The sequence below is a fragment of the Archangium minus genome (genome assembly GCF_044360475.1).
Classification (GTDB): Bacteria; Myxococcota; Myxococcia; order Myxococcales; family Myxococcaceae; genus Archangium; species Archangium minus.
In genome coordinates, this window is sequence record NZ_CP043494.1 from 3,368,696 (window position 1) to 3,385,908 (window position 17,213).

Here is a 17,213-nt window from a genome sequence, read left to right on the forward strand (position 1 = left end):
GTGTGGCGAGTGCGGAGCTGGAGGCTCCGAGGCCCGTTGTCCGACATGCCGGGAGCGGGTGGCTGAGCCCGCCCCGTTTCCGCTCTCGCGGACGGACTGGCGCTTCGATGCGCTCTGGGCTCTCTGCTGGGAGGCGTTCCGGCGCGAGTGGCTTCTGCTGAGTCTGGGGATGTTGCTGCTCGCCGCTATCGGTCCCGTGTTCGGTCTGGTCGAGGGCCTCGTCAGCGGAGCCCTGGGATTCGCGGCGGGCGAAGGAGGGATGGCGGTGGCGGGAGTGCTTGTCCTGCTCGCCACTCCCTTCATCCTGGTCATCCAGGGCGTGATGCAATTGGGCGTGCACCGGGTGTCCTGGGCGGTGTTGCGAGGCGGCACCGCCACCTTCCCTGACTTCCTGGGGCAATGGAGGAAGATACTCTCCTATGTCGTGTTGAGCGTGCTGGGCTTTTTGGTGGCGCTCGCGACCGTGCTCTATGCCGCCTTCCTGAACACTCTCATTCCCATGTTCATGACCCTCGCCGTGAGTCTCGAGCGGGCGGGCCTCGGTTGGCTGGGCATGCTCACGGCGGGTGGACTGAGCCTGGTGGTCATCCTGCTGTCGGGCTACTCCCTGTTCCGGATGATGTTCCTGCTGAGTGTGGCGATGCTGGAGTTGGCCTGCAATGACGCGGCCGGTCCACTGGTCGCGTTCCGGAATGCCAGGGTCATCACCCGGGGTCAGCTCCGTTGGTTCCTGCTCTTTTGTCTCATCTCCGTTCCACTGCTTCTCCTGGGAGCCCTGATGTTGGGCGTTGGCGTGCTTCCCGCCCTCGCCCTGGACCACCTGCTGCTGGTCGGCCTCTACCTGACGCTCCGCAACGGTGTGGACCTTGGGACCCACGAGAAGGCCTCCGACGCGCTCAGGGAGGTCGCGTCTGGCTCGGAGGTTTGACAATCTCCAGTGCCGTGCGGGGGGAAGTGGGCCATGACACTGCGTCGAGCTGGAGCCGTTCTGCTGATGTTACTGACTGCTTGCGCGAGCATTCCTCGCGTAGCCCCTCGTGGCTCGTCTCCGGACTTCATCGCAGATGCCCGGTGGTATGACGTGGACATCATCGAGCCTGGCCGAGTGGCCAACCGGCCGGTGCCAGTGGATAAGGCCGAATTCCAGCGTACCATCCAGCGGCTTGCCCGTGAGGTGCAACTGAAGGGGAAGACACCTCGCGATGCCGCGCGCGAGTTGCTGAAGGAGCAGGTGTCACAACAGGGAGCGGAGCGTCTGGAACTGGAGGGACAGTGGCTGGCGGAGGTGAGCCGGGGCCGCGTCCTCACCCTGGTGCCTGTGGACGAGCGCGGCCCCCTCACGCCCGAGGCGGATGCCGCCCTGCGCGACAAGTATGAGAACTGGTGCAGGCCATGGGGCGGGGGCGATTGCCTGGGTCTCTTCGATGACGGTCCCTACTTGCGCACGGACGATCGGCGCACGCTGGCGCTCGCTCTGGCCTTTGGCTCCGTACTGGACGAGACGCGCGAGGCCTTGGGCCGTGAGCTGAACCCTCGCGCGCTGATTGCCATGTGCGTGTGGACCGTCAGTTTGTACCTCGCCTCCTGGCTGGTGCCCGAGCCGACGAGCAAGCTTCTCGCCGCGGGACTGACGGTGATTCTCGTGGCGTGGCTCGGCGTGGACACGTTGTGGGGGCTGCTGGACGGGTGGGCCCTCCTGGCCACCCGGGCGCACGAGGCCACCTCCTTCGCGGAACTACGCGAGGCGGGCGCGCAATTTGCCAGGGTTCTGGGCTCGGACGCGGCCCGGACACTGATTCTGGCCGTGGGCGCGCTGACGGGGCGCACGTTGGGCGAGGTGGCGGCGCGGGTGAAATTGCTTCCGGGCTACAGCCTGGCGGGAACTCGGTGGGAGGCACAGGGCGGTGCCGCCGTGTTGGCGCCCGAAGTGGCAATGGAGACGGCGGTGGCCCAGGAGGGCGCGCTTGCCAGGGCCGTGGCGATGGTGGAGACGGTGGCGGCCTCGTCGCGAGGCTCGCTCACGGTGGTGATGCTCAAGAAGGGCGGGGGAAGTGGGGCGGCCCCTCGGGGTGGCTCGCCCATCACCGTCATCCGCCACCGGGGTGGCAACCGGCAGGTCGTGCTCAGCAATGGCCAGCGCTGGCACGTACCGCGCGACAAGTCGCTCCAGGACATCCCCACTGAGGACAAGGTGGGGGATCAGCTCCAGGAAGCCGTCACCCGCGCGGCCAATGAATGGGGACCCGACAAGCTCTCGCGCAATGAGCGCAGTGCCATCAACGATGCCGTCAAGAAGGGCGAATACTGGCTGGCTCGGCTGTTGGAACGCGAGGCTCGCGGCCGCTTCGTACAGAGCAGGGTGAAAAAGCAGTTCGAGCAACACTACGACTTCAGCCTGAGCAAGGGCACCGATGTGGTTGACCCGGCGACGAACCGTCGGTACGAGATTCTCTCCGGAACGGAGTCGAACCTGGGGCGGCATGGTCGGCGCATGGCGGGAGAGCTCTTCCGGATGCTCACCTTTTGAGGGATGCGGATGTTCTTCACCAAGGTCGTCTTCAAGGACAGGGAGATCGAAAACGAGCGTTTGGAATTGACGGACAAGAAATCGCTCTACTTCCTCGGCCCCAACCTGACGCTGAAGAACTGCACCCTCATCCTCAAGGTGTCTGGTCGCAACCTGCTCATTCGAGGCGGAACACGGCTCATTGACTGTTCCATTGAGGTGAATCAGGAGTTGAAGAATCATCAGGAGTGGGTGTTCGCCTCTCTCGAGGGCTGCCGTTTCAAGGGGCGTCTGTCGGGCTGCGAATTTGGCCGCTGGCCCGGCTACTCGGAAGGTTGGGAGCACGGCTCCATCGAGGACTGCGACTTCACCGAGGCCCGTCTCGATGGCTGCCGCTTCCACGGCTGTGACCCCTCGACCCTGCGCTTTCCCAAGTGGCCCTGTTTCACCTTCCTGGACCCCATTGGCAGGAGCCAGGCGCTCGACCGTATCCAGTGGCCGGGACGCTTTCGTCCCATCATCGTGGAGGGCCAGTACAGGGACCCGCCCTCCACGATGGCCGTTTCGCTCTTCGCACCGATGGAGGCGAAGCGGGCCGGTACCACCGAGGAAGAGCTCAAGGCCGCCATCGAGAAGTGTGAAGGCGTCATCTACTGACGCGTCGCCCTGGTTACACCATGAGAGTGATTGAACCCCTCACGCAATCGCTCGCGTCCCGAGCACAGCATTCAACTCCGTGAGGGGACGCTCCGGTTGCTCCCCGACCGGGCCGCAGGGTTCCTGGCCTTCGCACTGGGCTGTGCCTTCGCTTGGGTCTTCGCCCTGGCCGTGGTCCTCGCCCTGGCCGTGGTCTTCGCCTTGGCCGTGGTCTTCGCCTTGGGCTGTGCCTTCGCCTTGGGCTGTGCCTTCTGGTCGCTGGCCGTCTTCAGCCAGTGCACCACCTCGACGTCCACGTCCTTCTTCGCCGTGAGGACTACCTTGTGGGTGACGCGGTCGTTGCCGAGGTTCCGCGCCTTCTCCAGCCGTCCTTCCGGCTCGATGCCCGGCAGCATGAGGCCCAGGTCGATCCGCTCCTTGGCCACCTTCACCACGCCGAACTGCGTCCCCCGCTTGAGGGTGATGTACGTCTTGCAGGGGTGGACTGTGATCTCCTTGCTGGCCTTCTGGGCGGCCTTGATCAGCGCGTCGTACACCGGGCGCAACGTCGCCTTCCCGCCCGCGAAGTTGCCCTCCAGTAGGGCGTCCGGGTCCTCATGTTCCACCATGTAGCCCCCGTGGACCTGGTGGGCGACCAGTGTGGCCGTGACTGTCCCCAGCCCGTGCTCGCCCTTCAGCCAGGCCACCAGCCCCTTCACCTCCCGGGGCCCCTTCCGGGCCAGGGCCACCCACTGCTCGAAGGTGCGGCCCGTCTTCGCGGGAAGGTTGGCTTTCATCGCCTCGATGTGGTTTTGGATGCTCCGGCCGGCCATTTCCAGGTGTCTCCAGGGGGGATGGGCCTCCTAAATTACTGGAATGTCCGGCGAAATGGGCTGTTGAGCGGCGTACCTACATCACCCTAGGCTGCCCGCCTCCTCAGGGTCGAGACGGCACATATGAACACGGACATCCGAGCGCTTACCGAGCGCGTCCAGCAGGAGAGCAGCTTCGTCGAGCTCCTCAACCAGGAGGTCGGCAAGGTCATCGTCGGCCAGCGCTACATGCTGGAGCGCATCCTCATTGGCCTCATGTGCAACGGCCACGTCCTCCTCGAGGGCGTGCCGGGCCTGGCCAAGACGCTCACGGTGCGCACCATCGCCGACAGCATCAGCGCCACCTTCACGCGCATCCAGTTCACTCCGGATCTGCTGCCCGCGGACGTGGTGGGCACGATGATCTACAACCAGCAGACGGCGAGCTTCACGGTCCGCAAGGGTCCTGTCTTCGCCAACGTGCTGCTGGCGGACGAAATCAACCGCGCCCCCGCCAAGGTGCAGTCGGCGCTGCTGGAGGCCATGGCCGAGCGCCAGGTCACCATCGGCGACCAGTCCTTCCCGCTGCCCTCGCCCTTCCTGGTGCTGGCCACCCAGAACCCCATCGAGCAGGAGGGCACCTACCCGCTGCCCGAGGCGCAGGTGGACCGCTTCATGCTCAAGGTGAAGGTGGGCTACCCCACGCGCGAGGAAGAGAAGGTCATCATGGACCGCATGAGCGGCGGGAAGCCCCCGCAGGCCCAGAAGGTCATCGACCTGCAGCACCTCGTGCGCGCCCGCGAGCTCGTCACGCAGATCTACATGGACGAGAAGGTGAAGGACTACATCCTCAACGTGGTCTTCGCCACGCGCGAGCCGGGGCGCTACGGCCTCAAGGATCAGGCGGACTACATCCAGTTCGGGGCGAGCCCGCGCGCCACCATCGCGCTGAGCCAGGCCGCTCGCGCGCACGCCTTCCTGCGCCATCGCGGCTTCGTCACGCCCGAGGACGTCAAGGCCGTGGCCTTCGATGTGCTCCGCCACCGCATCGCCCTCACCTACGAGGCCGAGGCCGAGGAGCTCACCACCGAGAAGCTCATCCAGCGCGTTTTCGATCGCGTCGAGGTTCCGTAACCAGCTTCACGCAGGGGAGAGGCTAGGGAGCGCGTCGTGCTCGCCAAGGACATCATCCGCCGCATTCGCAAGCTGGAGATCCGCACCCGCAAGGTGGTGTCGGACATGCTCGCGGGCCAGTACCAATCGGTCTTCAAGGGCCGGGGCATGGCCTTCTCCGAGGTGAGGCAGTACCAGCCCGGTGATGAAATCCGCATCATCGACTGGAACGTCACCGCCCGCATGGACGAGGCCTACGTCAAGGTCTTCACCGAGGAGCGCGAGCTCTCGGTGATGCTCCTGGTGGACGTGTCCGCCTCGAAGGAGTTCGGCTCGCGCGAGCGCTCGAAGTCGGAGGTGGCCGCCGAGGTGGCCGCTCAAATCGCCTTCAGCGCCATCGCCAACAATGACCGGGTGGGGCTCATCCTCTTCTCGGACCAGGTGGAGAAGGTGGTGCCGCCGCGCAAGGGCCGCACGCACGTGATGCGGCTGGTGAGCGACATCCTCACCTACCAGCCGAAAGGGAAGGGGACGGACCTGGCCGTGGGCCTCAACTACCTGAGCCGCCTGGCGCGCCGGAAGACGGTGACGTTCCTCATCTCGGACTTCCTCACCCAGGGCTATGAGCAGCCACTGCGCCTGGTGGGCCGCAAGCACGACCTGGTGCCCGTGGTCATCACGGATCCGCTGGAGCAGGAGTTCCCCCGGCTGGGTCTGGTGGAGATGGAGGACCCGGAGACGGGTGAGCGCTTCGTGGTGGACACGAGCGACCCGCTCGTCCGGGGTCGCTTCGCCCGCGCCATGCAGGCGCAGCGCGAGGAGCGGCGCAAGCTCTTCAAGAAGCTGGAGTTGGACCACGTGGAGCTGAGCACCGGCGATGACCATGGCATGGCCCTGGTGCGCTTCTTCCGTGCCCGGTCCCGGAGGATGGCGGCATGAGGTGGTTGGCTCTCTGCGCGTTCCTCCTCGTCTCGCCCGCCCTGGCGCAGGCTCCGGCTCCCGCGCCGGCTCAGGCCCTCGCGAAGCTGCCGGAGGTGGAGCCCGAGGGCTTCCAGGCCAGCGTGCAGCCCGAGCGCGTTGTCCTGGGCGAGCCCTTCGTCTACGAGCTGGTCCTCACCCATCCGTCCGAGCAGCGCTACGAGCTGGCGCTGCCGCCGGACCTGGGTGACTTCGAGGTGCTGTCCCAGTCGCGTACGCCGCCTCGGGCCGGGACGGAGCCGGCGGTCACCACGTTCCAGCTGAAGATGTCCGCCTTCAACCTGGGCATGCTCACGCTGCCCGGTGTGCCCTTCCTCGTCTCGACGCCGGAGGGCCCCAAGCGCTTCGTGGCCCCGGGCCGCACCATCGAGGTGGGCTCCACCCTGCCTGATGATGCCCAGTCGCAGGGGGCGGACCTGCACGACATCCAGCCGCCCACCGAGGTGGCCATCCGCTCCTGGACGCTCCTGTGGGCGCTACTGGGGGTGTTGGCCGCGGCGCTGATGGCCGTGGTGGCGTGGCGGCTCTTCCAGAAGTACCGCAACCGTCCCAAGGCCGTGGTTCAGCCGCTCCAGCCCTTGGATGTACGCACCCGCAAGGCGTTGGACGCCCTCATGTCCGAGAATCTGCCCTCCGAGGGCAAGGTGAAGGACTTCTACTTCCGGCTGTCGGAGATCATCCGCGGCTACCTGGGCGAGCGTTATGGCTTCGATGCCCTCGAGTGCACCAGCTCGGAGCTGATGGCGAAGCTGCGGCGCATGAACCCTCCCGGGCTGCCCGAGGACGGGCTCATGCGCTTCGTCTCCGAGTCGGATCTGGTGAAGTACGCCCGGGCCGAGTCCTCACCGGAGAAGTGCAGCGAGTCGCTGTCCTTCGGTTACGAGCTGCTGGCGAAGACCTGGCCCCCTCCACCGCCTCCCGAGGCGGCCCCCGTGTCCCATGTTTCCGGACCTCGCGTTTCATAGCCCCCAGTTCCTGTGGGGATTGCTGCTCGTGCCGGTCCTCCTTGCGTGGGCCTGGCGTGAGCGGCGCTCCCGTGCCGCGCTGCGCTTCTCCGCGGCGCATGTGCTCGCCCGGCAGGGCCGCGGTGTACGCACGTACATGCTGCCCATGCTGCCCTTCATGCGCGCCTTCGCGGTGGCCGCTGCCATCGTGGCGCTCGCCCGGCCCCAGTCGCGTGACGCGCGCGTGAGGGACATGAGCGTGGAGGGCATCGACATCGTCGTGGCGCTCGACCTGTCCACCTCCATGGAGGCTGGCGACTTCCGCCCGCAGAACCGCCTCCACGTGGCCAAGGAGGTGCTCGCCGAGTTCATCTCCAACCGCGTCAACGACCGCATCGGTCTGGTGGTGTTCGCCGGCGCGGCCTATACGCAGGCGCCGCTGACGCTCGACTACGGCGTGCTCAAGGAGGTGCTGCGGCAGCTGCGCACCCGCGTGCTCGAGGATGGCACCGCCATCGGCGACGCGCTCGCCACCGCGCTCAACCGTCTGCGCGACTCGGAGGCCAAGAGCCGCGTGGTGGTGCTCATCACCGACGGTGACAACAACGCCGGGAAGATCTCCCCGCGGGACTCGGCCACCATGGCGAAGTCGCTGAACATCCCCATCTACACCATCCTCGTGGGCAAGGGCGGCAAGGTGCCCTTCCCGCAGGGGACGGACCTGTTCGGCAACACCGTCTGGCGCGAGACGGAGATTCCCATCAACCCTGAGCTGCTGCAGGACATCGCCGACACCACCGGGGGCGAGTACTACCGCGCCACCGACCCGGAGGGCCTCAAGCAGGGCCTCCAGAAGGTGCTGGACTCGCTGGAGCGCTCCAAGCTGATGGAGGGTGGAGCCGCGGCCAACTACCGCGAGGACTACCACCCGTATCTGCTGCTGGCCTTCGGACTCGCCGCGCTGGAGCTGCTCCTGCGCGCCACTTTCCTGAGGGTGTTCCCGTGACGCTGACGGACCCCTGGCGCTTCACCGTTCTCGGCTATCAGGTGGGGCTCGCGAAGCCCGCCTTCCTCGCGCTGTGCGTGGTGGGCGGGCTGGTGGGCACCCTGGCCCTCGTGTCGGCACTGCGCCGGCGCTCCCGCGTGCGTGCGTTGTTGAATGAGCGGCTCGTGGACAAGCTGGCCCCCGGTGCCTCGCGCTGGCGCCCGGCGGTGCAGGGCGGCTTCTACGGGCTGGGACTGCTCCTCTTCGGGCTGGCGCTGGCTCAGCCCCAGTGCGGCACCAAGAGCGAGCTGACGAAGCGTCGCGGCATCGACGTGGTGGTGGTGCTGGATGCCTCCAAGTCCATGCTCGCGCGTGACGTGCAGCCCAGCCGCCTGGAGCGCGCGAAGCTGGAGCTCACCACGCTGCTGGACGAGTTGAAGGGAGACCGGGTGGGCCTGGTGGCCTTCGCGGGTGATGCCTTCGTGCAGTCGCCCCTCACCTCGGACTACTCGGCGGTGAAGCTCTTCCTGCGCGCGGTGGATCCGGAGCAGATGCCCCAGGGTGGCAGCAACATCGGCGAGGCGTTGATGCTCGCCCGGCAGGTGCTGGAGAACGCGGACCGCGGCGCCAAGGAGCGCGTGGTGGTGCTGCTGTCGGACGGCGAGGACCTGGTGGGCGAGGTGGACAAGGCCGTGGCCGCGCTCAAGGAGGCCAACGTCCAGGTGCTCACCGTGGGTGTGGGCTCCGAGCAGGGCGAGCCCATCCCCGTCTACAACCGCCGCGGCGAGTTCGTGGACTACAAGAAGGACAGCAGCGGGGAGACGGTGATTACGCGCATGGATCGCGCAGGCCTCACCGCTATCGCCGAGGAAACCGGCGGCGCCTTCTTCTACCAGCCGCGCGGCGTGGCCATGGCCCAGGTGCTGGAGCGCGTCGAGAAGATGCAGAAGAGTGAGCTGGAGAGCCGCGTCACCGTCCGCTACGACGAGCGCTTCCAGACGTTCGCCCTGCCGGGGCTCGTGATGCTGGTGGTGGGCATGTTGCTGCTGCCGTCCTCGCGCCGGAGGTCGTCGTGAGCAGGCGGATCATGGACATGCGTGTGGGGTGGGTGCTCCTCGCCGTGGGGCTGGTGCTGCCGTCAGGGGCCCGGGCCGCGGGGCTGTTGGAGAAGGAGCACCCGCTCATCCAGCAGGGGCGTCAGGCGTACAACGATGGCCGCTACGAGGATGCGCTCTCGGCTTTCGAGCAGGCGAAGAAGGAGCGTCCGAATGATCCGGCGGTGGAGTTCAACCGCGGCGATGCGCTGATGAAGCTGGGCCGCTACGACGAGGCGAAGCAGGCCTTCCAGGGCGTGGCGGACTCCAACCAGCAGGAGCTGCGCCAGAAGGCCACCTACAACCTGGGCAACGTCTACGCGGCGACGGGCAACACGCGCGAGGCGCTCAAGGCGTACCGCCGCGCGCTCACCATGAATCCCTCGGACGCCCAGGCCCGGCACAACTACGAGGTGCTGCTGAAGAACCTGCCCCCGCCGCAGAAGGGGGGCCCGGATGGCGGCACGGATGGAGGCCAGGACGGTGGGCAGGACGCAGGCCAGGATGGCGGCTCTCCGGACGCGGGCCCGGATGCGGGTCAGCAGGATGGGGGGACGTCAGCGGACTCGGGCACGGATGGTGGCAGCGACGGCGGCATGGATGCCGGCATGGATGGTGGCGTCGATGGGGGTTCAGACGGGGGTCAGGGTGACGCGGGCCAGCAGGATGGGGGCCAGGGTGACGGAGGCCAGGGCGATGGCGGCTCCGACGCGGGCCAGGATGGGGGCCAGGGCGATGGAGGCCAGGCGGATGGCGGCCAGGCCGACGGTGGTCAGGGAGATGGGGGCCAGGGTGACGCGGGCCAGGGCGAGGACGAGCAGGGTCAGGAGTCGGACGGGGGCACCGAGGGTGAGGTCGGGGAGGTGGATGGAGGTGTCAACCCAGAGGACATCGATCGCCAGGAGGCCGAGCGCCTGCTGGATGCGATGAAGCAGAACGAGAAGAATCTCCAGCTGTGGCGTTTCCAGCAGAAGAAGCGGCCGAGGAATCCCAATGAGAAGGACTGGTAGCGGCCACGCGGCGCTGGCCGCGCTCGCCCTGTTGCTGGTGTCGATGCCAGCGTGGGCGGACATCGAGTTCTACCAGGCGGTGGATCGCTCCGAGGTGGGCACGGAGGATGTCTTCCAGCTCACCGTGGTGGTGGTGGATCCCCCGGACAACGCCCGGGTGCAGTTCCCCGCGCCCGAGGACTTCGAGGTGCTGTCGTCCTCGCAGAGCACCCAGAGCTCCATTGCGATGACCGGCAACGGGCCTCCTGTGATTCAGACGGTGCGCAAGCACGTGCTGATGATGCGAGCCAACCGCACGGGCAACCTCACCATCCCGCCGGCCGTCCTCACCGCGGGCGGCCGCACCTGGCGCACCGAGTCCATCAAGATGACGGTGCGCAAGGGCCACGTGGGTGGTGGGCCCGCGCAGGCACAGCGTCAGCGAATGCCGGACCCCTTCCGCAACTTCCCTGGCTTCGGCGGCATGCAGGATCCGTTCGCCGACGAGGAGGAAGAGGAGGAGCCGAATGGGCGGATGCAGGAGGACATCCGGATTCCTCGCGGGGACTCGGACCTGTTCCTGCGCGCCACCATCGACAAGAAGCAGGTGTACGTGGGCGAGCAGGTGACGCTGTCGCTCTACATCTACTCGCGCGTGGACCTCTCCAGCGTGGACGCGGTGACCATGCCGAAGCTGGATGGCTTCTGGAGCGAGGACGTGGAGAGCCCCACGCAGCTCTCCGGCGAGCAGCGCGTCGTCAACGGCATTCCCTACCGCACCTACCTGCTGCGGCGGCGTGCGCTCTTCCCGGTGAAGAGTGGCACCCTGGCCGTCACCCCCGCGGAGGCGGACATCACCACCGGCTTCCTCTTCGCCGGCCACCGGGTGCACCGCGTCTCCAATGGTCTGGAGGTGGAGGTGAAGCCGTTGCCGCCGGGTGGACCCAAGGGCATGCCGAGCGCCCACGTGGGTGACTGGAAGCTGTCCCTGGATGTGTCCCAGACGCGGGTGGAGCTGGGCCAGCCCGTGACGGTGCGGGTCGTCCTGGATGGCTCGGGGAACGTGAAGAACGTCACGCCGCCTCGTTTGGAGGCCCCCGCTGCGTTCAAGGTCTACGACCCGACCACCACCGACAAGGTGACGCCCAACAAGTGGAAGATTCAGGGTCGCCGGGTGCAGGAGTACCTGGTGATGCCGCAGCGCACGGGCACCTTCACGTTGCCGGCGCTCGAGTTCCCCTATTTCGATCCGAAGACGGGCCGCTACGAGGTGTCCCGCACGGATCCGGTGGAAATCACCGTGGAGCCTGGGGCGGGTGGGGTGGCGTCCTCTGGGCCGGCGACCTCGCCCTCGCAGATGGCGGACGCCGCGTCCGAGCAGAAGAACGTTCTCACGACGGGTGGGCTGCGCCCGCTGCGTTACCAGGCTCGTTTCGAGGAGCCCGCGGCGGCCGTGTGGCAGCGGCCCTTCTTCGTGCCGGCGGTGCTGACGCCTGTGGGGCTGATGGTGGCCCTGGGGCTGGCGGGGCTGGTGCGCGGGAGGCTGTCGAACCAGGACGAGGGCAGCCGCAACCGGCAGCGGGCCAAGGCGGCGCGCAAGCGGCTGGCCGAGGCGGAGAAGCTGCGCGGAGGCAGCTCCAGCGCCTTCTACGGCGAGGTAGAGAAGGCCGTGCTGAACTTCCTGGAGGCTAGGCTGCACGCACCGGTGGGAGGACTCACTCGGGACGCGCTGGAGGCGAAGCTGGCCGAGGCCGGAGTGGACGCGGCGCGACGCCAGCGGGTGCGCTTCGTGCTGGAGGCGTGTGACGCGGGCCGCTTCGCTCCCGGCGCCGAGCCGGCTGCCCGCGAGCGCATCTTGGATGACGCCGCGGCCGTCATGGAGGGTTGGGACAAGTGAGTGCCATCACCGCCATCTTCGTGGCCACGCTGCTGAGCCAGACGTACTACTCGCCGGAAGAGGCGCAGACCCTCTTCCAGCAGGCCAACGAGTCCTTCCTGAAGCAGGACTACGCCGCCGCGCGCGAGGGCTACGAGAAGCTGCTCTCGCACGGCTTCGGGGGCCCGGACATCCACTACAACCTGGGCACCACGTACCTGGCGCAGGGAGACCTGGGGCGCGCGGTGCTCGCCTTCGAGCGCTCGCGCAAGGCAGGGGGAGAGGGCCCGGACTTGGATGCGAACCTCACGCTCGCGCGAGCGAGGCAGCTCGACAAGGTGGTGGGCAACGCACCCGAGGAGCCCTTCCTGCAGCGCGTGGTGGACGCCACGAGCGGCAACCTGGTGGCGTGGCTCTTCCTGGGGACGTGGGTGGCCGCGTTCGCCTTCCTGATTCTCTTCCGCTTGTTGCGTCCGGGCCGGCGAGCCTGGGCGCTGGTCGTGGGCAGCGTGCTGCTAGTGGCCTCGGTGCCGTCTGGTGCGCTGCTGGCCGCGCATGTCTGGGTGCATGAGACGGTGCACGAGGCCGTCGTCGTGGCACCCACGCTGCGAGCGCGAGAGTTCCCCAAGGAGGAGGCCAAGGTGGCCTTCGAGGTGCACCCTGGTCTGAAGGTGCGCGTGATGGAGGAGACGGGGCGCTACGTGCGCATCCGGCTGCCCAACGGTCTAGAGGGCTGGGCCGAGCGAGAGGGCGTGGCGGAGATCTGAGTATGCCCCCTCTCCCTTTGGGAGAGGGCTGGGGTGAGGGTCGTCCCTTGTCAGTCCTGGCGCACGGGCCGCGTCTGGTGCGTCGCCATGTCACAGGACAGATTCCAGACCAGCCGCGAGGTGTATCACCGCATCCGCTGGGACCCACGGCTCGACGCGCACGAGTTCGTCATTGGCTACGACGCTCGTGGCGAGCAGCTGGAGGAGGTCCCCTTCGCGGCCTTCGTTCCCGACGGGGAGATTCCCTGGCATCGCGTCTGGTACTTCCGGCGTGGCCACCAGGTGGTGTGGGATCGCCGCGAACGTATCGACCGGATGTCCACGCTCGTGAGCGAGCCTCCCGAGGCACCCGCTCCGCCGCCCCCACCCCCTGCGCCTCCGACTGAGGCGCCTCGCTTCACGCCCCTGCCGCTCTACCGTTTCGACACGAGGGCCAATACCTGGGTCGAGACGGGACAGCCTGCCAGCGGTACAGAGGCCCTCCCTCCTGTCGCGGAGCTCACGGTCGCCACGTTCAACGTGCTGTTCGACCTGTACGACCCGGAGTTGCTTGCCACGCACCGGAGAACCGCCGCGACGCTCTCCTTGCTGCGCTCGGTTGATGCCGACCTCATCGCCCTGCAGGAAGTCACCGCGCCCTTCCTCCGCGCGTTGCTTGAGAAGCAGTGGGTCCGTGAGCACTACTTCGTCTCGGAAGGCCCGGCCGCGACCACCGTCGAGCCCTACGGACAGGTTCTCCTCTCCCGCTTTCCGTTCGCCTCGCTGAGTCAATGCGTCTTCTCACGTGACAAGCGCATCATCGCGGGCGAGCTCGCGCTTCCTGGCGGCACCCTCTGGGTGGCCACGCTCCACCTGACGAGCGACCGGGGTTCCTCCGGTGGCTCGGCGCGCGCAGCCCAGGTCGAGGCCCTCATCGATTGGATGCGGTCTCTCGGTGACGAGGGAGGCGAGGCACCCGATGTCGCGCTGCTGGGAGACTTCAACTTCGGTGACGACGCGCCCGAGCTCCAGCACTTCGAGCAAGCCGGGTTCGTCGATGCCTGGTCGGCACTGAGGCCCGGTGACGCGGGGTATACGTACGACCCGTCGCGCAACGCGCTCGCCGCGCTCACGACCACCTCCGGCCGGCGACAGCGATTGGATCGGGTTCTTGTGCGCTCGACTTCCGGACGGCTCGTCCCTCGCGAGGTGGGCCTCTTCGCCGAGGCACCGCTCTCGGGCCCTCCAGCTCCCGGAGGGGATGCGCTCTTCGCCTCGGACCACTTCGGACTGAGCTGTGTGTTGCGCCGGGGTGCCGAGCCCATCAAAGCCAAGGCCTCGCCCGGGGTGCTCACGGCGCCCCTCGTCCACCAGTCGGTGGTGGTGCTCATCCCTCCCGAGGAGCTGTGGGCTCCCATTCAGGCCCTGCGCGCGGTGCATGACTCGAAGTACGCGCGCTGGATGCCGCACGTGACGCTGCTCTACCCATTCGTGCCGGAGGAGTACTTCGGGGAGGCGGAGGCGCTCTTCACGGAAGCGCTCCGGGACATTAAACCCTTCGAGGTGTCGCTCTCGGGCTTCGGGTACTTCGAGCATCGCTCTGACGTGACGGCCTGGCTCCGCCCAGATGACCATCCACACGGTGCCTTGAAGGCGCTGCGTGCGGCGCTTGTGGCGGCGCTTCCGCGTCGAGAAGCGCAGACCCGTGAGTTCGAGCACGACTTCAGACCGCACCTGACCGTCGGGCAGCTTCCACGCGCGGCGGCCGCCGACACCCGGCGGACGTTGTCCGCATGGGAGCGGGATTGGCGCCCGCTTCTCTTCGAGGTGGGCGAGGTGTGTCTCGTCAGCCGTCGCGGTGAGGGTCCCTTCGAGGTGCGCCGGCGCGTGCCGCTCGGGAGAAAGCCTCGCCGCCTCTCTCCGGAGAAGAAGGATGCACTCCGGGCCGTGCTGTCGGCCCGTGGCGAGTGTCAGTCCGATGAGACGCGGCGAGCGCGCGAGGCCGTGGTGGGCAGGCTCGAGGCGCTCTGTGCTCGGCTCGGAGCGGAGCTTCACCCGTATGGCTCGTACTTGCTCGGCACGGACAACGCCCGGAGTGACGTGGATGCGGTGGCGGTCGGCCCCGCGAGTCTGCCGCGCGAGGACTTTGCGCATGCGCTCATCGGGCTCATGGCCGAACGGGGAGGGCGCGCGAGTGCACGCTTCGTCGCCGACGCTGCGCTCCCCATGGTGAAGCTGTCGCTCGACGGTGTGCCATTCGACCTGTCGTACGCGTGTCGGCCCGACGGTGTGGAGCCAGCCCCGCCGGCGGAGTTGCTGGCCCAGCACGGGGAGCGGCTGGACACCGCCAGCTTCCGGGCGCTCAACGGTTGGACTGATACGCGGGCGGTGCTCGACTGCGTGGAGCGGGAGGGCGCGGGACCCGAGCGTTTCCGCACCGTGCTGCGCGCAGTCCGGGCCTGGGCAAAGGCTCGCGGCGTGTACTCGCACGCGCTGGGCTACCTGGGCGGGCTGTCGTGGGCGGTGATGGTGGCCTGGGTGTGTACGCGCGCGCCTCGCGAAGCCTCGAGCTCGGACAGCGGGTTGCTCGCGCACTTCTTCGAGACATTCGCCTCCTGGCCGTGGCCCAAGCCCGTGACGTTGACGTCCGAGACGGTGCACTACCAGCTCGGCAATCGGCGGGATCTCCTGCCGGTGGTGGCGCCCACATTGCCGTTGCGCAACACCGCTCGCAATGTGTCTCGCTCGACGCTCCAGGTACTGCGTGACGAGCTCGCCCGGGCGCGAGACGTGGTGCGCAGAGCGCGGGTCGAGGGAAGCGTTGCGGCCTGGGACGCGCTGTTCGAGCCGGCGGACCTCGAGAGGGAGATGCCCGTGCGGCTGGTGGTCTCCGTCGGCGCGCCCTCGCCCGAGGAGCGCGAGGTGGCCTCGGGCTGGGTGCTCGGGCATCTCACGGCGCTGGTGTACCGGATGGAGGCGGACCGTGGGCTCTTCGTTCGGCCCTTCCCGAACGCCGGGCCCGAAGGTCCCTTCGTCATCGGCCTCTCCTCGCGAGGCTCGGAGGGAGGCACCGTCCTCTCCATGCGTCCCGGAAGTGCGCTCGCGCGGACGGTGGACGAGTTTCGCGGGTCCTTCCAGGAGTGGAGTCACCGTCCGCTTGGCGCGGTGCTCTCCATCGAGCTCGTCCAGAACTGATCTTCGCGCTCCCCGGGTCAGAAGGTCGCGAAGACGAGCACCTTGCCCAGGGTGTCGGCTCCGCGGCCCGCGCCCACGAGGCCCTCGGCGAGCGACAGGAAGTCCGGCGACTGCTCCACGTGCTTCGCCAGGAGCTGGAAGGCCTCCACCGCCGCTCGGTCCAGTTGCTCCTGGGAGTCGGAGGTGGGGGAGGGCGCGTGGCTGAGCTCCGCCACTCGGGGATGGCCCGCGAGCGTCAGCCGCAGCAGCCCCACCCGCAGGGTCAGGCGGAACACATAGGCGAGCAGGCTCGGCGAGTCGGTGAAGGGGCTGCGCCAGAGCTGGTGCACGGTGGAGTTGTGAAAGTAGCGGTGTACCCGCTCGCCGTGCTGGGCCTCCAGGTAGCGCCACCGCTCCGCGTACGTGTGCCAGGCCGCATCCAAGTCCTTCGCGCCACCATCCTCGAGCCGGAGGGATTCCAGGATGCCCCGCACCAGGGTGGAGAATCGCTCGCCCCGGCCCGCCGCCATCCGCGCCTTCAGCACCGAGCGGAACAGGCCCACGCAGGGTCCACCCGGGAGCGTCAGCCCGGTGAAGTCTTGGTGTATCGAGCGCAGGACGTCCGGGAGCTCGAAGCGCTGGAGCACCTCGCTCAAGCGGGCCTCGGCTGCGGCGCGCTCCTCTCCGCGGAAGGCTTCCGTTCCTCGGAAATAGAAGTCGTCCAGTCCGTAGGCCAGTTGCCCGAGCATGGCGAGCCGAGAGGCGAGCGGGTATTCACGCCGGTGCAGCAGCCGCAGCATGGCCGCGCGCACCGTTTCCGCGTGGAAGGTGTAGGCGTCCTCCGGGTCCACGGGGAGGTGCCTCGTTGTTTCCGGCCGGGGGACGTGCGCAGACGAGGCGGGCAGTGGCTCCGGCTCCAGCGCGTCTTCCTCCAGCAGACACAGGCGCGCTACCTCCGGGCAGGCCATTGATCCCGAGACCTCCACCCGCTCGCCCCACCGAGTGACGACGCGCGGGAAGGTGGCGCAGATATCCGGCAGCAGCGTGTCCCCGTGGCGGCGCTGGAGCGAGCAGAGCCTTTCCGTGTCCAACAAGGGGCAGTGCCCATCCGGACGCATCTGGATGAAGGCATGCTCCGTGGAGGGTCCACCCGGATTCAGGGAGATGCATTGGCGCAGGCGCTCCGCTTCCTCCGGGAGAGGCGCGACCGTCGCCTGCATCCGATGCCAGTGGGACTCGCTCACCGGCACCTTCAGCCCCGAGCAGCAGGTGTCCTCGCAGCGCTCCGCGATGCAGCGGAAGCGCGTCATGTAGCGCAGGAGGGTGGATTCGGTGGGCATGGGCAGTGGATAGACTACCC

At 68.0% G+C, this 17,213-nt stretch carries 14 protein-coding genes; 12 read left to right on the forward strand and 2 right to left on the reverse strand.

From position 1 onward, the window contains the following. The first annotated feature begins 58 nt into the window (after positions 1 to 58). From F0U60_RS13810 to F0U60_RS13820, 3 genes are all read left to right on the forward strand, one after another. Positions 59 to 928, forward strand: coding sequence for a hypothetical protein (locus F0U60_RS13810; RefSeq protein WP_395819157.1), 870 nt, complete (start codon positions 59 to 61; stop codon positions 926 to 928). Positions 929 to 994: 66 nt separating this feature from the next. Continuing rightward, positions 995 to 2,527 (forward strand): hypothetical protein, encoded by a 1,533-nt coding sequence (locus F0U60_RS13815; protein ID WP_395819160.1) that lies wholly within the window; start codon positions 995 to 997, stop codon positions 2,525 to 2,527. Between the two features lie 9 nt (positions 2,528 to 2,536). Beyond that, positions 2,537 to 3,163 carry a pentapeptide repeat-containing protein gene (locus tag F0U60_RS13820; RefSeq protein WP_395819162.1) on the forward strand — a complete coding sequence of 209 codons (627 nt, stop codon included), beginning with the start codon at positions 2,537 to 2,539 and terminating at the stop codon, positions 3,161 to 3,163. Positions 3,164 to 3,234: 71 nt separating this feature from the next. Here the strand turns inward: F0U60_RS13820 and F0U60_RS13825 are convergent, their stop codons facing one another. Continuing rightward, the gene (locus F0U60_RS13825; protein WP_395819164.1) at positions 3,235 to 3,975 is read right to left on the reverse strand and encodes a DUF5655 domain-containing protein; all 741 of its coding nucleotides are present in this window, start codon (positions 3,973 to 3,975) and stop codon (positions 3,235 to 3,237) included. Positions 3,976 to 4,098: 123 nt separating this feature from the next. On the opposite strand from F0U60_RS13825, the gene F0U60_RS13830 reads away from it, so the two are divergent. From F0U60_RS13830 to F0U60_RS13870, 9 genes are all read left to right on the forward strand, one after another. Beyond that, positions 4,099 to 5,088: an AAA family ATPase gene (locus tag F0U60_RS13830; RefSeq protein ID WP_395819167.1), complete on the forward strand. Its 990-nt coding sequence runs from the start codon at positions 4,099 to 4,101 to the stop codon at positions 5,086 to 5,088. 36 nt (positions 5,089 to 5,124) lie between these two features. Continuing rightward, positions 5,125 to 6,006: a DUF58 domain-containing protein gene (locus F0U60_RS13835; RefSeq protein WP_395819169.1), complete on the forward strand. Its 882-nt coding sequence runs from the start codon at positions 5,125 to 5,127 to the stop codon at positions 6,004 to 6,006. Next, positions 6,003 to 7,010, forward strand: a complete 1,008-nt coding sequence (locus F0U60_RS13840) for a hypothetical protein (RefSeq protein ID WP_395819172.1) — start codon at positions 6,003 to 6,005, stop codon at positions 7,008 to 7,010. The genes F0U60_RS13835 and F0U60_RS13840 overlap by 4 nt, the downstream gene beginning before the upstream one ends. Positions 7,011 to 7,038: 28 nt before the next feature. After that, positions 7,039 to 7,995, forward strand: coding sequence for a vWA domain-containing protein (locus tag F0U60_RS13845; RefSeq protein WP_395819174.1), 957 nt, complete (start codon positions 7,039 to 7,041; stop codon positions 7,993 to 7,995). After that, positions 7,992 to 9,050: a VWA domain-containing protein gene (locus F0U60_RS13850; RefSeq protein ID WP_395819176.1), complete on the forward strand. Its 1,059-nt coding sequence runs from the start codon at positions 7,992 to 7,994 to the stop codon at positions 9,048 to 9,050. The genes F0U60_RS13845 and F0U60_RS13850 overlap by 4 nt, the downstream gene beginning before the upstream one ends. 11 nt (positions 9,051 to 9,061) lie before the next feature. Further along, positions 9,062 to 10,078 (forward strand): tetratricopeptide repeat protein, encoded by a 1,017-nt coding sequence (locus F0U60_RS13855; protein ID WP_395825241.1) that lies wholly within the window; start codon positions 9,062 to 9,064, stop codon positions 10,076 to 10,078. Next, entirely contained in the window at positions 10,062 to 11,954 is a 1,893-nt protein-coding gene (locus tag F0U60_RS13860; RefSeq protein WP_395819179.1) for a BatD family protein, read from the forward strand. Before F0U60_RS13855 ends, F0U60_RS13860 begins: the two co-directional genes overlap by 17 nt. Beyond that, positions 11,951 to 12,700: an SH3 domain-containing protein gene (locus F0U60_RS13865; protein ID WP_395819182.1), complete on the forward strand. Its 750-nt coding sequence runs from the start codon at positions 11,951 to 11,953 to the stop codon at positions 12,698 to 12,700. The genes F0U60_RS13860 and F0U60_RS13865 overlap by 4 nt, the downstream gene beginning before the upstream one ends. An 87-nt stretch (positions 12,701 to 12,787) precedes the next feature. Continuing rightward, on the forward strand, positions 12,788 to 15,874 hold the full coding sequence (locus F0U60_RS13870; protein WP_395819185.1) for a poly(A) polymerase: 3,087 nt from the start codon (positions 12,788 to 12,790) through the stop codon (positions 15,872 to 15,874). A gap of 17 nt (positions 15,875 to 15,891) precedes the next feature. Here F0U60_RS13870 and fliB read toward each other — a convergent pair whose 3' ends face one another. Next, complete coding sequence (gene fliB, locus F0U60_RS13875) at positions 15,892 to 17,193, reverse strand: flagellin lysine-N-methylase (protein ID WP_395819188.1); 1,302 nt, start codon at positions 17,191 to 17,193, stop codon at positions 15,892 to 15,894. Positions 17,194 to 17,213: the final 20 nt, after the last annotated feature.